The following is a 16175-nucleotide window of genomic DNA, read 5'->3' as shown; positions in this document are numbered from 1 at the left end:
TTCACCTTTGGTTGACAACAAAACACCAACCGTTTTTAAACGATTGGTGTCGGCAGCGAAAACCTGCTGTTACAGCCAAAATGTTTCGCCAAGCGCTAATGCTTTCAGGTTTTCAGGAGGTAATGCACGCCGGTCCCACTCGCTGTGCAGTCTGCTTAATGCTTCCGGGCCTGTATCATCAGCAAGCCGGAATGCCCCGTAATGCATGGGAATGAAGCTGTCAGCCTTCAGCTCCAAAAACGCTTTCACGGCGTCTTCCGGATTGATATGTGACACTTTCATAAACCATTCCGGTTCGTATGCTCCGATCGGCATCAGAGCCGCCTTAATACGAAACCTCTCTCCGATTTCTTTAAAGCCTTCAAAATAGCCTGTATCTCCTGCAAAATAGATGGACTCGCCGTTTTCGCTTTCTATGACCCAGCCTCCCCAATGAGAGGTATCGGTATCCCAAAGCGTTCTCCGTGTCCAGTGCTGGGCCGGAACAAATGATATATTCACCCCCCGCATCTCAAAACGATCCCACCAATTCATTTCATGAACCTTTTTGCGGCCTTTTTTGATGAACAGCTTTTTCAGTCCCGCAGGCACGTAAAAATCCGGGTTTCCTCTCAGTTTTTTTATACTCGGAAAATCAAGATGGTCATAATGCCCATGTGAGATGAGCACGGCATCAATGTCAGGCAGTTCGCTCAATTCATATCCCGGCTCTGTCAGCCGTTTTTGAAAACCCATCCTCCGCGCCCATACAGGGTCGGTCATTATGTTAAGCCCCTGTATTTGGATCAGAAATGTAGAATGGCCGATCCATGTTATGGCGGTTTCCGTCCGATTGACTGCAACATCACGGACATCCCTTGTGACCGCCTTCGGAATGTTCTCGCTTAAGTCTTTACTTTTTTCTCTTCGTTCTTTCATCCATTTCCACATATCTCTGAATCCATGTTCATTCTTCACGCCATTCAAGTTTTCATATCTTTTTTTCATTATCATTCTCCCTTGAAACGTGTATTCCATTAGATTCATCGGACATTTATACAATGTCTGTAAATACCGCCCCGCTTGCTTCGGCTAAATCTTGAGGCGCTACTTTAAGCTGCATTCCGATTTTCCCCGCACTGACAATCATAAACCCCAGTGTTTCAGCGGATCTATCAATAAAAGTCGGAAACCTTTTTTTCATTCCGATCGGAGAGCAGCCGCCGCGTATATAGCCGGTCACTCCCAAAAGGTCCTTCATGGCAATCATTTCTATTTTCTTCTCACCTGCCGCCTTCGCAGCCTTTTTCAGATTCAGTTCTTTTGCAACGGGAACGACAAAGACGTAATAACGATCAGTTCCTGCAGATGCCACTAAGGTTTTATAAACATATTCGGCAGAGTATCCGATTTTTTGTGAAACGGAAAGACCGTCTGCGGGCTGTCCCCCTTCTGTTTTGTAACCTAATAGCTCATAGGGAATGTTTTGCTGCTCAATGATACGGACAGCATTTGTTTTCACTGTTTTTTTCGCCATGGTTATCCTCCGTTTTCTGTATTTCTTTCTGCTTTATTTTCAACTTCGATTTTAATAAAATGACCGCTCAGTTGCGTCCTTTGTAATACTCAAGTGCAAACTGTTTAAAACGCTCAGCAGCAGGAGAGAGAGCATGGTTTTTTAACTGGGCTAACGCTATGGTGCGTTCGCATTGGTAATCTGCAACCGGGAGAAAAACGACCGGAAAGTATGAATGCTCCGCGGTTTTCGGCAGAACTGCAGCCCCAAGACCCGCGGCGGTCAGCCCTAATATGGTTGACACTTCCTCTCCTTCAAATGCGAGATGCGGGTGTATATTCAAATCCCGGCACATCAGATCAAACATATACCTCAGCCCGTATCCCGGTTTAAATCCGACAAAATCCTCGTCCTGCATCTCTTTCATTTGAATGCTTTTATTTCCTGCAAGCGGGTGGTTCTCAGGAAGCACCGCATAAAGAGGCTCTTTCTCCAGCACTGTCCATTGTAAAAGCTCGCTTGGAAGCGGCGGGGAGCTGAGACAGATATCCGCATCTCCCGTTTCCACCATTTTGCGAAGCGTTTCATTTGCACCTTGATAAAGCCGGAAGGTCACGTTTGGGTATAGCTTTTTAAATTCGGCAATCAGCTGAGGCATCAAGCGCAGCCCGAGCGTATGAAGAAAAGATACAGATATTTCGCCGTGTTCCAGGCTCATATTTTTTTTCACTTGTTCAACGCCTTCATTTAAAGCTCGTCTCGCTTGTTTTGCTTTTATTAAGAACTGCTCTCCGTGCCTTGTCAGCCGGACGGCTTTTGTCTCTCTGTAAAATAACGGCGCGCCTAATTCTTCTTCGAGCCTGATAATCGATCGGCTTAATGCCGGCTGAGAAATCATCCTTTCTTTTGCCGCATTTGTGAAATGCTGATGAGTTGCCGCCGCAATGAAGTTGTCAATTTGATGAAGCTCCATTTTCTCCTTCTCCCCTTTCTTCATAACTTATACGCATTAATTCTATAGTTATTATAAATTAGACACATTGAAATGAAAAGCGTACGATACATATATAACCAACAGTGAGAAAAGAGGGACATTCATGACGTTTATTCAGCCTCATACAAAGGCTTACAGAAAGGCCAGCTTGGCTCTGTTTATCAGCGGCTTTGTGACATTCGCCACGCTTTACACGACACAGCCGCTTATGCCTTTGTTTTCGGAAGAGTTTCATATTTCCGCTGCGGCTGCCAGCTTAACTTTATCCATCTCAACAGCCGTTTTGGCATTTTCATTATTGGCCGCCGCTTCGTTGTCTGACGGATTCGGCAGAAAAAAATTAATGGTGCTGTCGTTAACAGCTACTTCTGTTTTAGGTCTATTAACAGCGTTCAGTCCGGCTTTTCCGGCGCTTTTGGCGATGAGGGGGCTGCTCGGTATTTTTCTGGCGGGCGTTCCTGCTGTCGCTATGACATATGTAGGCGAGGAGTTTGATCCGAAGGGCCTCGGGAAAATGATGGGCTTATATATCAGCGGCACAAGCATCGGGGGAATGAGCGGCAGGCTGTTAACGGGGCTTCTGACTGATGTATTCGGCTGGCGGCCGGCGCTTGCCATTATCGGCATTCTTTCTATTGTATTAAGCTATTTGTTTTGGCGTTTTCTTCCGGCTCCGCGCCATTCATCTCAGCGGCATGCGGGCGTAAAAGCGGCATGTAAGGAATACGGAGCGGTTCTACACCGCAAACGGCTGCTTTTGTTAATATCTCTGGGATTTATATTAATGGGGAGTTTTGTGACATTGTATAATTATATCGGCTTTCATTTAATGGCGGCTCCTTATCATTTGTCACAGACTGTGATCGGTTTTATTTTTATTGTCTATCTCGCGGGAACGTTCAGCTCTGTCTATATGGGGAAAAAAGCGGACCTTTTCGGAAGTGCAAAAATGATTAAGATTGCGATTTTTGTTATGCTGGCCGGTGCAGCGGTGACACTTTTGCCCCAGCTTGCCCTTAAAATTGCGGGGATTGCCGTCTTTACCTTCGGCTTTTTCGGCGCACATTCGATCGCAAGCGCCTGGGTCGGCCACGCAGCCGGTGATCAGCGCGCGCAAGCCTCTTCATTATATCTGCTTGCATACTATATCGGGTCAAGCGTGGCCGGGTCTTGCGGCGGTTTCTTTTGGACGCATTTTCATTGGATCGGTATCATTTCATTTATTTCGGTTTTGATATTGCTGTCTTATCCGGTTTTATTTCTGGCGGAATTCAGAAAAAAGGGACATAGCCGCCTGCATGTAAATCAATAAAAACATTAAAGATTTGTGTCTTTTGTCCGATACTAAAGATAAGGCCGGCACGATACTCCCTATAACTATTCCTTTTGATTCAGTAGATTTCAAATATCGTGCCGGCTTTCTTCAATTAAAACACAATCTTCAATTGCCTTACGCTTCTGTTACACACCTGCCCAAACATCTTTCGCATATCTTCCTTCCGCCTGCAGCTGTTCAAGCCAATTCAAGGAAACTTTTGAATCAGTGTTATGCACCTTTTCATACGCCTGAAGCAGTACATTTTCGACAGCCGGAGCCATTTTGCTTCCGTCTCCGCATATATAGAGATGGCCGCCTTGGTCAAGAAGCGCAATAATCTGTGCAGCCTCGCGAAGCAGGACATCCTGTACGTAAACTTTACAGTCCTGATCTAATCTGGAATACGCCCGATGCACGGTGACAAGGCCGTTTTTCTCCGCATGGTCGAATTCATCTTTGTACAGATCGTCTTCTTCAGGATGTCTGCAGCCGAAGTATAAATGAGCTTCGCCCAGGCTGTTACCGGACATTTTTTCTGCTGCCCGCGCCTGGATAAATCCCCTGAACGGTGCAATTCCGGTGCCTGCTCCGATCATAATGAGAGGCGTTTTCGTATTTTCAGGCAATGCGAAACCCGACTGCGGCGAGCGGATGAAACAGACGGCAGAATCGCCATTTTGTAATCCGGCTAAATAGTTCGAAGCCACGCCCCTGTATTCTCCCCGGCCGCTCCACGCCGGAGCCGTCACAACGCCGACCGTGATACTGAGCTCCCTTTTGTTTGCCTTCGGTGAGCTTGAGATTGAATAATAGCGCGCCTTTAAGGACGGCAGAAGTTCTAAAAAGCGCTCAAACGGCAGTTCACAAGCCGGATAATCTTCCAGCAGGTCCAGCATGGTCATTCGTTTTTTCAGCACGTTTTCTTTATATGCCGCATCGTCAGAATAAAGATGCTCCAATTCTTTTTGGTGCGGCGGGCACACGGTATGGGCGGCAAGTTCGCGAAGCTGGGCTCTCGTTGCCGGTTCCTGCAGCTCTACATATGACGCCAAAAGCTCCGGCGCATTAACCGGCCGGTCCATCGGCAGATGAGGCAGCTGCCGGCCCTTGATCTTAAAGTGCTGGTTCGGATCAAGACCGAATCGGCGAATGACACGGCTGATCAGTTCCCCGCTGTTTTGCGGAAGCACCCCGAGATGGTCTCCTTCCCGATACGTTTCGGTTTTCGGGAGACGCAGCTCAATATGCCGGACTGAACGCTTGCTGCTTTCGGTATGAAGCTCTTTGTTTGTGATGACTTCCGCCTCAAATGCTTTGTACGTTTTGGCAATCGGCGTCTCGGCTGCTTCACTTACGTATTCGATTGATAACTGTGATTTGTTTGCCTGTTTTGGAGCGGCCTCTATATGAAAAGCCTTCATGATGTCCTTCCAGAATGACTCTTCCCAGGCTTCCTGACTGTACTCAAAATCATCGGCATTGTCGCCCTCCCCGATAGAAGTCAGCCGTTTTGCCCCTTTTTCTTCAAGCACTTTGTCTATCAGGCGGGGGATCCTCTGGTAAGTGGCGGCCCAGTTGCGGTCTCCGCAGCCGAAGACAGCGTAAGAAACACCCTTTAATTCCTGATCTTCAAGGGTTTCCATCCATTTCACAAAGCCCGCCGCATTATCAGGCGGCGCCCCGTTATAAGAAGCCGTCACAATAACGACTGCGCCTTTTACAGGCAGTTTCCCCGTATAATCATCGAGCGGGCCGGTTTCAGTTGAAAATCCTTTGCTTCTGCCGATGTCAGCCAGCTCTTCCGCGATTCCTTCCGCAGTTCCCAAATTTGAACCGTAAAGAATGAGAAGCGGCGTTCCGTGGGACGGGATTTCTTTCGTTTCTTCTTTGTGACCGCTGCCTTCAGCTTTATGGTTTTGTGCGGACTGCTGATTGGACACATCCTTGTTTTTCACACGGATTTTAAAATCACCGGGCTTAATGGTTAAAGCTTCTTTAATCGTAAGCTCATAATCAGTATGATCAATCAGTTCAAAGTGTTTAAGGACAAGGCCGAGCACCATTGTCGCTTCCTGCAGGGCAAACTGCATCCCGATGCATGCGCGCTGTCCGTTTCCGAACGGCTTATACGCATCAGCCGGAATTGCCGCGGGATCGCTGAACCTTTCCGGACGGAATAACTCGGCATCTTCTCCCCACGCGCTTTTATCCCGGTGCAGCTGCGGAGTCAGAATCGTCACCGGCTGTCCCTTCGCAATCGGATATTTCCCTCCGAGAACCGTATCTTCTTTCGCGTACAGGGAAAATGCCGGGGCAGTCGGATACAGCCGCAAAGTCTCGTTCAGCACCATGCGGATATATGTCAGCTGCTGAATCTGCTTATATTCAGGTGTCTCTCCCGTCAGCACCCGCTCGGCTTCCTGAACGGCTTTTTTCAATTTATCTTTATTTTTCAGCAGGCAGTATATCGCAAAAGAAAGCAGCCCGCTTGTGGTTTCATGCCCCGCGATCAAAAAGGTAATGATTTGATAACGGATATTTTCATCATCCAGCCTTTCCCCTGTTACAGGATCTTTCGCTTCAAGCATCAATGCTAAAAGATCAGACAGATTCTCATCCGGATTTTCTCTCCGCTCAGCGATGATCCGGTCTACGAGTTCATTCATCACTTCAATATCCTGCTGGAACTGATGTCTCGTTTTGATCATCAGCTTGTCCTGCAGGCTGTGTCTCTGTGATTGGCGCATTGCCTCCTGCAGCGCGCGAAGCATACTTGTGATAAAAGGATGCTGTGTGTCGCGGTAAAAGCTGTTAAAGCGGTAATGAAATCCGCACAGGCCGATTGTATCCAGCGTCAGGCGCGTCATATCTTCGGCAACGTCAATTTCTTCATTCGGATTTAATCTGCTCCACTTCTGCACGAGCTGCATGGCAATATCAAGCATCATTGAATGATAGCCTTTCATCGCCTTCTGGCTGAAGCTCGGCAATAAAATCCGATGCGCTTTCTGCCAATTCTTTTCGTGAGTCCAGCTCGTAAATAGTCCGTCACCGCCAAACTCACGGACTTTCAGCAAGGCTTTACTGAGGTTTTTATCAAATCGCTTTTCATCACAGACTTCTGCCGCGAGCTCGCGGCCTGAGACGAAGACCCCGACAGAGCTCGGAAATTCAAAACGAAAGATCGGGCCGTATTCTTCGGCAATTTTCCAGAGCGATTGTGACAGTTTTTCTTTTTCCAAGTGAGGGAGATTTTTCAGAGGTCCGTATGTTTTCGGCTGCGGTATAGCGCTTAGCTGTTTCATATCGATCTTCCTTCCTTCGGCGAATAATTAATGAGTTCTGATGGCATCCCAAGAACATTGTTCCAATTCTTTCAGAAACGGTTTTGTTATTTCGACGCTTCCCGTCCGGATAAGCTGATAGAGTTTGAGATATGCCCCGAGCAGCAGCGCCATCAGCACATTGGACGGCAGATTGCGGAGCACACCTTCAGACTTGCCGCGCTGAAAAAAGACGTCAAGCATCTGTGTTATTTCATCAAGAAGCTTACGGCTCGTTTCATTCAGAAAGTAGGCGTCCTTATTCGTTTCAAGAAAAAACAATGCATACTCACTTTCCTTCGTAAAATCAATCAGACAATAAAACAGGTGATGAAACCCTTCTCTTACAGAGATACCCTGAAAGTCCGTTTTGACTTTTTTCATAAAACGCTGCGCACTTTCCTGATACAGTACGTTCACAAGTGTCTCTTTACTGTCAAAGTAACGGTAGATTGTGCCGGTTCCGACATCGGCCTGAGCGGCAATCATCGGAATCGTCGTGGCGTCAAATCCTCTATCTGTAAACAAAGTAAGCGACGCTTTCATAATGAGTTCAACCTTGTTTGAAGCTGTCATTTCATCCCCCTTTCTAAACGCGGAATGAATATTCATTCCGTTTGTTCAAAATATTTAAAATGTACGGTCATCTGATTACCATTGTATAAGAAAAAAACTTTTTTTAATATAAAATAGATGTGAAATAACCAAAAATAAGGAAATATGCCCGATTTCACAAAAAGAGCTGCAGTGACTTAAGCAGCTCTTTTTATTTCCCAAGAAATATTCTATTTAATGGCAGTAATAAAATGGAATGAATCTCTGCTGACAACTGAAATGTGTCTGAAATGCTGATCATAGAGCACCTCAATCATATCCTTCTCACTCATCCGCGAAGGTTTCAAAACCATATAGAAACACCCGTCAATTTGAAGAACGCGGTACACTTCTTTACATGCTGTCCTGTAATCGCTGACTGTTTCAGCAGTATGTAATGAAAAAACTTTATGAAAGCTGCGATCGCGGAACGGTAAGTTTTCAGGCCTCCCCTGCTGAATGTTTCCGAGCCCGGCTTTTATAACCGAACGGTTTGCGCGCTGTGTTTTCCGTATTTTACGTTTCGATGTTTCTATGCTTTTAAGACTGCCCTTTTCAAGCTGTCCGATGATTTGTTTAAACATTGAGCCGTTTCCGGTCCCGATTTCCAAAATGCGGTCGTATTCCTGTATGTCCATCAAGATTTGCTGAATGACTGACTCTGCCGGTTCTGATGCAGCAAAGTATTTCGCGCGCATTCGTTTTAATGCTGAAGATGTATGTTGCAACATTGTATAACACCCGCTTTTCCATTCCTGTGATTTATTATTCAGAAATAATATTACCTCGTATTAGTATGAGGTACTAACTAGACGCACTTCTCTTCATGAACGTTTCGATTTATTTGAAATTTATATTTGTTTTCATAAAAAAAAGACGGAAAACGTAGGTTTTCCGCCTGCTCTAGTACCAATAATACGGTGCTGTATATCTTGTCTGCCGGGAAAGCGCCGCCATTCTCTGCCGGCGATACGGGTTGCCGTAGCCGTGTTTAAATGAATGGGGCATTGACGCATACCCGTGCCCGATGGATGGAATTCTGTTCTGACCGCCTTGCATGCTATCACCCGCTTACCAATTTTTCTTTCTTTACCATGGTATGCAGGCCGTCTGCGACGTGACAGCAACATCCTCGCTAAACCTGGTCCTTCTCCATTGTGTAATGATTCAGCAGTTCAATTCTGAACATGATGATCTCCTCCTTCTCCTCCGTTTTAGCCCTTCGTGTCCGTTCAGTTCATATAAAAGTGTTTCAGCTGTCGTTCTTTCGCTTCATTATAAAACTCTTCGACCTGCTGTTCTCGTTCATACTCTTCCGCACTTTTAAAACGCTTTGAAATGGTCAGTGTTAAAAAGAAAAGATTAATGGTCATTATCGCTCACCCCCTTTCAATATCCGCACAAGCGAAAATAACCCGCAGCAAACTTCATATGCGCTGCGGGCAGACTAAATCCGCAGACAAAAGAAGACGGAGCTTCTTTCCCTGCGGGGAGCTGCGAATGTCCTGATACTCCGAAATTAACGTGCTTGACGGGCAGAGGTTAAGGAAGGACACGAACTCTTCCACAGGCTGAATCGGTTCAATTGTAAATTTTGATTGCCGTTTAACGTCGTCATGTGATTCAACCTCCCTTTGCTTTTTTCTTACTTTGTAAGTATATCCATCAGCTTCCATTTTGTAAACATTTTTTTCAAGATTTGGACGGAAAATGTGCTGGCATTCCGCTTCAATTGTCCTTGTTTTCCGGCATCTTTCTTACCTCAGGAAACTCTTTTCATCCCTTGCTTTTTCTGATCTTTTTTTGAATATGCAATAAAATAAATAAGGCCGACAAACACTGCCCCGCCGATTACATTCCCGATAAAGGCCGGAATGAGATTGCCAATCAGATCACCCCACGAAAAAGAGCCTGCAAAAATCGCAGCCGGGATGATAAACATATTGGCTACAACGTGCTGAAAACCAATCGCGACAAACGCCATAATCGGAAACCATATACCCGCGATTTTTCCGGCTCCGTCTTCTGCGCCGAAAGAAAGCCAGACGGCCAAACAGACAAGCCAGTTACAGCCGATCGCCGAAACAATAACTTTTCCAAACGGCATATCCAATTTGCCTTGTGCGACCGCAATCGTTTTTTCCAAGTAAGGTCCTGTTTCGGTTAATCCGACAACATGTCCGAAAAAGTAAGCGACAAACAGTGCGCCGACAAGATTCATCAACGTCACGATCACCCAATTTTTCACTAATGCACCGGCGGATATTCTTCTGGAAAAAAGCGCCATAGATATCGACATCATATTACCCGTAATCAGCTCCGCGCCGGCAAGAACGACGAGCACCAATCCGATGGGAAACACGGACGCCCCGATTAAACTCGACAGGCTTCCCCATTCTTTCGGAAGGTCGCCGATGACACGGATATCAAGCAAATAACCGAGTGCGATAAACGCTCCTCCCAAAAATCCTAATACAATCAGTGCTGAAAGCGGTGAATGCACCTTTTTTACCCCTGATTCGACCGCAAGCTCCGCTATTTCGTCCGGTTTACGAAAAGCCATAATAACCCCTCCATTTATCATTTCAGCCCGCAGTTTCCAAAGACGCCTAACAAAAAAGGCAGCATTCAAACAGCCCGTCTAAAACGGGTTTGAATGCTGCCTAACTTGTATGCATACCCATACAACAATATCAAGCAGAATGAAAATATTAGCTATAGAAAATGTACAGATCATGCACACATTCCATAAAAAAATCGTCCTTAAGCCACTGCTGGCAGTTCATATCATATCAAATGTGACAATTTCGTGTCAATTGAATTTTTTTCAGCTTTTGATTTCTTCACGGCGCTCTTCAATGGTTCGGTCAAAGACAAATACAGACACCGCAATATTCTCTTCGATCTTGATGTCTGAAAACAGATGCACGAGCTTTGCTCCGATGAGCTCTTCCATTCCGTCAGGCGTTTGTTTTGAATACAGTTCCTGAATTAAGCTGGTCCGCGCCGCATGAACCATTTCTCTTCCTTCAGGCGTGCGTGCGATAAACTGCTCACTTGCGCTTAGATTGCCGTAAAGCGTTGATACCGCCATGTTATCCACAAAAACGGTGTGAATTCGTTCCGGCCCCTTTCCAAATAATTCTTTGCGCAATTTCCGGATAATATCGTTAAATTCATGAATTTTTTTAGACATATTGTCCCCTCCGATTTCAGCCTATGAAAGACATTCCCGGTTCCCCTTTTTGACATTTCACCTGGTTAAAGTTTTCCTTTCGTATTGTATTATAATAAATATCACCTTATAATAAAAGCAGTGAAGATGGATTTGTAATAGGAAACGTGTTACGAGTCTATCGTTTTATACAAATAGGATTGGTCTGTTAGTAAGACTTGCTAGTGAACTATTCCGCCATGCGTATTTATACCGTTCTCCGGACAGGAGGCCGGTATCTATGTGCATGGCTTTTTTTCGAGTTTAAAAGATGGAGGGGAATTGGAAGTGACAGACGTTCAGTCTATCCGTGTCAAAATTGACGGCACGGAGTATGAAGCACCAGAGGGGTCAAAAATTTTAGATATTTTAAACCAAAACGGCATTGAGATTCCGCAAATATGCCATGTACCGGAAGTAGATCCGATTCAAACATGTGACACCTGTATTGTTGAAGTAAACGGGAAATTGCAGCGCTCTTGTTCCACGGCTGCAGAAAACGGGATGTCCATCTCGCTTACGTCGGGAAGGGTAAAAGAGGCTCAGACAGAGGCCATGGACCGCCTGCTCGAGAATCACCTGCTTTACTGTACGGTATGCGATAACAACAACGGCAACTGCACACTGCATAATACAGCGGAAATGATGGGAATTGAGCATCAGAAATATCCGTATACGCCGAAAGATGATTCAAAGTGCGCGGTTGATATGTCTCACCCGTTTTACCGCTATGATCCGAACCAATGCATCGCCTGCGGCCAATGTGTGGAAGTGTGTCAAAACCTTCAGGTGAATGAGACCCTTTCAATTGATTGGGAGCGCGACCGCCCGCGGGTCATTTGGGATGAAGGCGTCGCCATTAATGAATCATCCTGCGTCAGCTGCGGCCAGTGTGTCACTGTCTGCCCTTGTAACGCACTGATGGAAAAATCAATGCTCGGCCAAGCCGGATTTATGACAGGAATAAAAGAAGATGTCATGGAACCGATGATTGATTTAGTGAAAAATGTTGAACCCGACTATACAAGCATCTTCGCCGTGTCAGAAGTGGAAGCGGCTATGCGCGATAAACGGACGAAAAAAACAAAAACGGTCTGCACGTTCTGCGGCGTCGGATGCTCTTTTGAAGTATGGACAAAAGGCCGTGACATCCTTAAAATTCAGCCTGTTTCCGATGCTCCGGTTAACGCGATTTCCACTTGTGTGAAAGGGAAATTCGGCTGGGACTTCGTGAATTCGGAAGAACGGATTACAAAACCGCTTATCCGGAAAAACGGCGCATTTGTTGAATCGTCATGGGAAGAAGCTCTTGATCTTGTCGCTTCAAGACTCGGTTCGATCAAGGCCGAACACGGAAATGGTTCTGTCGGTTTTATTTCTTCTTCTAAAATTACGAATGAAGACAACTACGTTATTCAAAAATTAGCGCGTCAAGTATTTGAAACCAACAACGTGGATAACTGTTCACGCTACTGCCAGTCACCGGCAACGGACGGCTTATTCCGCACAGTCGGTATGGGCGGTGACGCCGGCACAATTAAAGATATCGCAAAAGCGGGCCTCGTGCTCATCGTCGGCGCCAATCCGGCAGAAGGACATCCGGTTCTGGCCACACGCGTGAAACGCGCCCATAAGCTGCACGGACAAAAATTAATTGTTGCCGATCTGCGCAGAAATGAAATGGCTGAACGGTCCGACCTCTTTATCAGCCCGAAACAAGGGACTGACCAAGTCTGGCTCATGGCAGTGACAAAATATATGATTGACCAAGGCTGGCACGATCAAGCGTTTATTGATGAGAATGTCAACTACTTTGAAGATTATAAAGAAACGCTGAAAAAGTATACATTAGAATATGCGGAGCGCATCACGGGACTTTCTCAGGATACGATCATCCGCATTGCCGAAATGATTCGTGATGCAGACGGCACTTGTGTTCTTTGGGGCATGGGCGTTACCCAGAATACAGGCGGCTCTGATACATCAGCGGCGATTTCCAATCTGCTGCTTGCCACAGGAAACTACCGCCGTCCGGGCGCCGGAGCCTATCCGCTGCGGGGACATAACAACGTTCAAGGCGCTTGCGATATGGGAACTCTTCCAGGCTGGCTTCCGGGGTATCAGCATATTACCGATGATGCGGCACGCGCTAAATTCGAAAAAGCTTACGGTGTTGAAATTGACGGCAAGCCGGGTCTTGATAATATTGAAATGCTCCATGCGATTGAAGAAGGAAACATGAAAGCCATGTATCTCGTCGGTGAAGATATGGCGCTCGTCGATTCAAACGCCAACCATGTTCATGACATTTTATCCAGCCTTGATTTCTTTGTTGTGCAGGATATTTTCCTTTCAAGAACGGCGCAATACGCGGATGTCATCCTGCCTGCAGTTCCATCTCTTGAAAAAGACGGAACATTTACAAACACAGAGCGTCGTGTGCAAAGATTGTATCAGGCGCTTCCGACACTAGGCGATGCCAAACCCGACTGGTGGATTATTCAGGAAGTCGCCAATCGTTTAGGCGCTGATTGGAATTACACGCATCCAAGCGACATTTTCTCAGAAATGGCAAGCCTTTCTCCGCTGTTCGGAAAAGCAAGCTACGACGTTCTTAGCGGCTGGAACAGCTTCCTGTGGGGAAGCTTTACGGGAGAAAGCACTCCGCTTCTTTATGAAGACGGCTTTAACTTCCCGGACAAAAAAGCCCGTTTTGCGCTGAGCGATTGGGTGGAGCCTGCCGTATTCCCTGAAGAATATGACCTGCATATTAACAACGGACGGATGCTTGAACATTTCCACGAAGGAAACATGACAAACAAATCGAAGGGCATTCAGTCTAAAGTGCCGGATGTATTTGTTGAAGTATCGCCGGAGCTCGCGGCTGAACGCGGAATTTGCGACGGAACAATGATCCGGCTCGTCTCTCCTTTTGGGGCGGTTAAATTGAATGCGCTTGTGACAGACCGTGTCCGCGCAAATGAGCTTTATCTGCCGATGAACTCTACAGATAAAGATTCTGCGATTAATTTCCTGACCGGGCCTGCGTATGATTCACGGACACATACACCTGCCTATAAACAGACAAAAGTCCGCATGGAAGTGCTCGGTTCCTGTGATACACCGCCGCTTCCGAAAACGAATCCGCGGAACAAAAAACGTCATCCGCAAAACGGTGTGGAAGCTCAGCGAAAATGGAACCGTCCGGGCTATGTGCACCTAACTGATTAAGGAAAGGAGGAAACATTATGGCAAGCCCAATTACTGAAATTCAAAAAGAAACGAAAACAGAGGAACAGCTGAAAGCTGAAAAACTGGAAGAACTGAAGACGCTTCTCGCAGAAAATGAAGAAGCCGTCGCGAAAACGATGTCTATTATGGCAGAGCTGAATGGCTTGGGCATTTTTGATGCCGCCGGCTATATGCTCCAGGCAAAAGAGGAGATTGCCAAAATCGCACTCGGACAGATTTCCCGGGAACCTGTCACCAATCTTCTGAATACGATGATGGCCGCGGGAGGCGCGCTGTCAAAAGCTGATCCCGAATTTATGGGCAGACTTTTAGAAAGCGCCATGGCCGGGACGGATCAGGCGCAAAGATTTTTAAAAGAGGACAGGAAAGTCAGTATGTTTGAACTGATGAAAGCCGCCGGTGATCCCGATATTAACCGCGCGCTCGGCTTCGGTCTGCAGTTTTTAAAAGGAATGGGAAAAGAATTACGCGAAACCCCGTCTGAATAAGAAATGAAAAAGCCATTGTCAAAAGACAATGGCTTTTTTTTATTCATCGGCCTCTTCCAGCCTCTTTTTATAAATAAGTGAACGGTCAACGCAGAAATAAGCGACCGCTAAAAATGCACAATCCGTTACAAACATCAGCATTTTCTGGCCCGCAGTCAGCCCTTGTCCGGGAAGAACCGCGCCGATATAAATGAAGGTGCTGACTGCAAGCAGAATAAATGCGTAATGCTTAAAATCTTCTATTAATGATTTCAGTCTTTTCTTCTCCATATAAGGTCACCTGCCAGTTTTATAGTCTACCAACATTATAATACAAGCTGACAGCCGACAGAGAATGTAAATCTATCCATTCTTTATAAAAGGGAATCAAGCGCCTGTTTCACATCCGCCGTTAAATCCTCAGTATCCTCAATACCGACTGAGATCCGTACGAGCCCGTCGGTAATGCCAAGCGCAAGACGGCGGTCGCGCGGGATCGAAGCGTGCGTCATTCTGGACGGCACGGAGATTAAGCTTTCAACCGCTCCTAAGCTTTCCGCGATTGTAAACAGGTTCAATTTTTCTAAAAACGCGTCGATGCGTTCACTGCTGCCGATATCAAAGGAAATCATTCCGCCGAAACCGGAGCTTTGCGCTTTTGTCAGCTCATGGCCCGGATGTTTCGCTGATCCCGGATAGTAGAGCGTCTGAACGGCATCATGCGCTTCAAGCAGCTCGGCGATTTTCCCGGCGCTGTGATTGATGGCATCCATTCTGAGTCCCAGTGTTTTAATGCCTCTCATTAAAAGCCATGAATCCTGCGGTCCTAAAACGCCGCCCGTTGAGTTTTGCACGTAATGAAGCTTTTCACCGAGCTCTTTATCAGCCGTCACGACTAAGCCGCCGACGACATCGCTGTGGCCGCCGAGATATTTTGTCGCGCTGTGAAGCACGATGTCCGCGCCGAAGCTGAGCGGCTGCTGGAAATACGGAGTGTAAAACGTATTATCGACGATAAGCAATACGCCCGCTTCTTTTGCGATGTCAGACATCAGTTTGAGGTCAGTCACTTTCAATAGCGGGTTTGTCGGTGTTTCGATATAAATGGCTTTCGTATTCGGGCGAATGGCCTTTTTGACTTTTTCTTCACTGCTCGTATCAACAAAGTCCGCTTCAATACCGAAGCGGTTCAGCACACCTGTCATCACCCGGTAAGTGCCGCCGTATACATCATCCGTCAAAATAACATGATCGCCGCTGTCAAACAGCATCATGACGGCAGTAATCGCAGCCATGCCTGAGCCGAACGCATATCCCGCCGCGCCGCCTTCAAGCTCCGCAATTAAGCTTTCAAGCGCCGTCCGCGTCGGATTGGCCGTTCTTGAATATTCATAACCCGTGTGCTCGCCCGCTTTCGGCTGCCGGTACGTGCTTACTTGATAAATCGGTACGGAAACCGCTCCTGTCTTTTCATCTCCCGTAATTCCTCCGTGCACCATCAGCGTTTTTTTCTTCATC

The 16175-nt window shown here is 46.6% G+C and carries 15 protein-coding genes; 3 read left to right on the top strand and 12 right to left on the bottom strand.

Annotated elements, in window-relative coordinates:
* Positions 1-69: 69 nt before the first annotated feature.
* The 3 genes from G9F48_RS11845 to G9F48_RS11835 all read right to left on the bottom strand — a co-directional run bounded on the left by G9F48_RS11845 (position 70) and on the right by G9F48_RS11835 (position 2468).
* Positions 70-987 (bottom strand): MBL fold metallo-hydrolase, encoded by a 918-nt coding sequence (locus tag G9F48_RS11845; RefSeq protein WP_165409531.1) that lies wholly within the window; start codon positions 985-987, stop codon positions 70-72.
* Between the two features lie 46 nt (positions 988-1033).
* On the bottom strand, positions 1034-1516 hold the full coding sequence (gene ybaK / locus G9F48_RS11840; RefSeq protein ID WP_013352996.1) for a Cys-tRNA(Pro) deacylase: 483 nt from the start codon (positions 1514-1516) through the stop codon (positions 1034-1036).
* A 67-nt stretch (positions 1517-1583) separates the two neighbouring features.
* Positions 1584-2468: a LysR family transcriptional regulator gene (locus G9F48_RS11835; protein WP_014305476.1), complete on the bottom strand. Its 885-nt coding sequence runs from the start codon at positions 2466-2468 to the stop codon at positions 1584-1586.
* Between the two features lie 124 nt (positions 2469-2592).
* On the opposite strand from G9F48_RS11835, the gene G9F48_RS11830 reads away from it, so the two are divergent.
* On the top strand, positions 2593-3801 hold the full coding sequence (locus G9F48_RS11830; RefSeq protein ID WP_165409530.1) for an MFS transporter: 1209 nt from the start codon (positions 2593-2595) through the stop codon (positions 3799-3801).
* A gap of 149 nt (positions 3802-3950) precedes the next feature.
* On the opposite strand, the gene G9F48_RS11825 is transcribed toward G9F48_RS11830, so the two are convergent.
* The 7 genes from G9F48_RS11825 to G9F48_RS11795 form a co-directional block, all read right to left on the bottom strand.
* Complete coding sequence (locus G9F48_RS11825; RefSeq protein WP_165409529.1) at positions 3951-7112, bottom strand: bifunctional cytochrome P450/NADPH--P450 reductase; 3162 nt, start codon at positions 7110-7112, stop codon at positions 3951-3953.
* Positions 7113-7139: 27 nt separating this feature from the next.
* Positions 7140-7706: a TetR/AcrR family transcriptional regulator gene (locus tag G9F48_RS11820; RefSeq protein ID WP_003152789.1), complete on the bottom strand. Its 567-nt coding sequence runs from the start codon at positions 7704-7706 to the stop codon at positions 7140-7142.
* A gap of 209 nt (positions 7707-7915) precedes the next feature.
* Positions 7916-8455 carry a class I SAM-dependent methyltransferase gene (locus tag G9F48_RS11815; protein ID WP_165409528.1) on the bottom strand — a complete coding sequence of 180 codons (540 nt, stop codon included), beginning with the start codon at positions 8453-8455 and terminating at the stop codon, positions 7916-7918.
* Between the two features lie 172 nt (positions 8456-8627).
* Positions 8628-8783 (bottom strand): hypothetical protein, encoded by a 156-nt coding sequence (locus G9F48_RS11810; protein WP_162988639.1) that lies wholly within the window; start codon positions 8781-8783, stop codon positions 8628-8630.
* Between the two features lie 173 nt (positions 8784-8956).
* Positions 8957-9097, bottom strand: a complete 141-nt coding sequence (locus G9F48_RS11805) for a YrzI family small protein (protein ID WP_003152787.1) — start codon at positions 9095-9097, stop codon at positions 8957-8959.
* Positions 9098-9486: 389 nt separating this feature from the next.
* The gene (locus tag G9F48_RS11800) at positions 9487-10287 is read right to left on the bottom strand and encodes a formate/nitrite transporter family protein (RefSeq protein WP_165409527.1); all 801 of its coding nucleotides are present in this window, start codon (positions 10285-10287) and stop codon (positions 9487-9489) included.
* A 264-nt stretch (positions 10288-10551) separates the two neighbouring features.
* Positions 10552-10920: a DUF2294 domain-containing protein gene (locus G9F48_RS11795; protein WP_003152783.1), complete on the bottom strand. Its 369-nt coding sequence runs from the start codon at positions 10918-10920 to the stop codon at positions 10552-10554.
* Positions 10921-11226: 306 nt separating this feature from the next.
* Here G9F48_RS11795 and fdhF point away from each other — a divergent pair, with 306 nt between their 5' ends.
* Both fdhF and G9F48_RS11785 read left to right on the top strand, forming a co-directional pair.
* Complete coding sequence (gene fdhF, locus G9F48_RS11790; RefSeq protein WP_094247929.1) at positions 11227-14169, top strand: formate dehydrogenase subunit alpha; 2943 nt, start codon at positions 11227-11229, stop codon at positions 14167-14169.
* A gap of 17 nt (positions 14170-14186) precedes the next feature.
* On the top strand, positions 14187-14678 hold the full coding sequence (locus G9F48_RS11785) for a DUF1641 domain-containing protein (protein WP_165409526.1): 492 nt from the start codon (positions 14187-14189) through the stop codon (positions 14676-14678).
* A gap of 39 nt (positions 14679-14717) precedes the next feature.
* Here the strand turns inward: G9F48_RS11785 and G9F48_RS11780 are convergent, their stop codons facing one another.
* Both G9F48_RS11780 and G9F48_RS11775 read right to left on the bottom strand, forming a co-directional pair.
* A complete protein-coding gene (locus tag G9F48_RS11780; protein WP_165409525.1) occupies positions 14718-14948 on the bottom strand; it encodes a YrhC family protein in 231 nt (76 codons plus the stop codon).
* A gap of 83 nt (positions 14949-15031) precedes the next feature.
* Entirely contained in the window at positions 15032-16174 is a 1143-nt protein-coding gene (locus G9F48_RS11775; protein ID WP_165409524.1) for a bifunctional cystathionine gamma-lyase/homocysteine desulfhydrase, read from the bottom strand.
* Position 16175 lies beyond the last annotated feature (1 nt).

The sequence above is a fragment of the Bacillus sp. EKM420B genome, assembly GCF_011065565.1.
Lineage (GTDB): Bacteria > Bacillota > Bacilli > Bacillales > Bacillaceae > Bacillus > Bacillus velezensis.
This window is presented reverse-complemented; position numbering and strand designations above follow the sequence as displayed.

Bases quoted from the DNA above. Each gene is read 5' to 3' on its own strand.
- G9F48_RS11800 (WP_165409527.1), bottom strand. From the start codon at position 10,287: ATGGCTTTTCGTAAACCGGACGAAATAGCGGAGCTTGCGGTCGAATCA.
- G9F48_RS11775 (WP_165409524.1), bottom strand. From the start codon at position 16,174: ATGAAGAAAAAAACGCTGATGGTGCACGGAGGAATTACGGGAGATGAA.
- G9F48_RS11810 (WP_162988639.1), bottom strand. From the start codon at position 8,783: ATGCAAGGCGGTCAGAACAGAATTCCATCCATCGGGCACGGGTATGCG.
- G9F48_RS11785 (WP_165409526.1), top strand. From the start codon at position 14,187: ATGGCAAGCCCAATTACTGAAATTCAAAAAGAAACGAAAACAGAGGAA.
- G9F48_RS11780 (WP_165409525.1), bottom strand. From the start codon at position 14,948: ATGGAGAAGAAAAGACTGAAATCATTAATAGAAGATTTTAAGCATTAC.
- G9F48_RS11805 (WP_003152787.1), bottom strand. From the start codon at position 9,097: ATGACCATTAATCTTTTCTTTTTAACACTGACCATTTCAAAGCGTTTT.
- G9F48_RS11815 (WP_165409528.1), bottom strand. From the start codon at position 8,455: ATGTTGCAACATACATCTTCAGCATTAAAACGAATGCGCGCGAAATAC.
- G9F48_RS11845 (WP_165409531.1), bottom strand. From the start codon at position 987: ATGAAAAAAAGATATGAAAACTTGAATGGCGTGAAGAATGAACATGGA.
- G9F48_RS11835 (WP_014305476.1), bottom strand. From the start codon at position 2,468: ATGGAGCTTCATCAAATTGACAACTTCATTGCGGCGGCAACTCATCAG.
- G9F48_RS11830 (WP_165409530.1), top strand. From the start codon at position 2,593: ATGACGTTTATTCAGCCTCATACAAAGGCTTACAGAAAGGCCAGCTTG.
- G9F48_RS11795 (WP_003152783.1), bottom strand. From the start codon at position 10,920: ATGTCTAAAAAAATTCATGAATTTAACGATATTATCCGGAAATTGCGC.
- ybaK (WP_013352996.1), bottom strand. From the start codon at position 1,516: ATGGCGAAAAAAACAGTGAAAACAAATGCTGTCCGTATCATTGAGCAG.
- G9F48_RS11820 (WP_003152789.1), bottom strand. From the start codon at position 7,706: ATGACAGCTTCAAACAAGGTTGAACTCATTATGAAAGCGTCGCTTACT.
- G9F48_RS11825 (WP_165409529.1), bottom strand. From the start codon at position 7,112: ATGAAACAGCTAAGCGCTATACCGCAGCCGAAAACATACGGACCTCTG.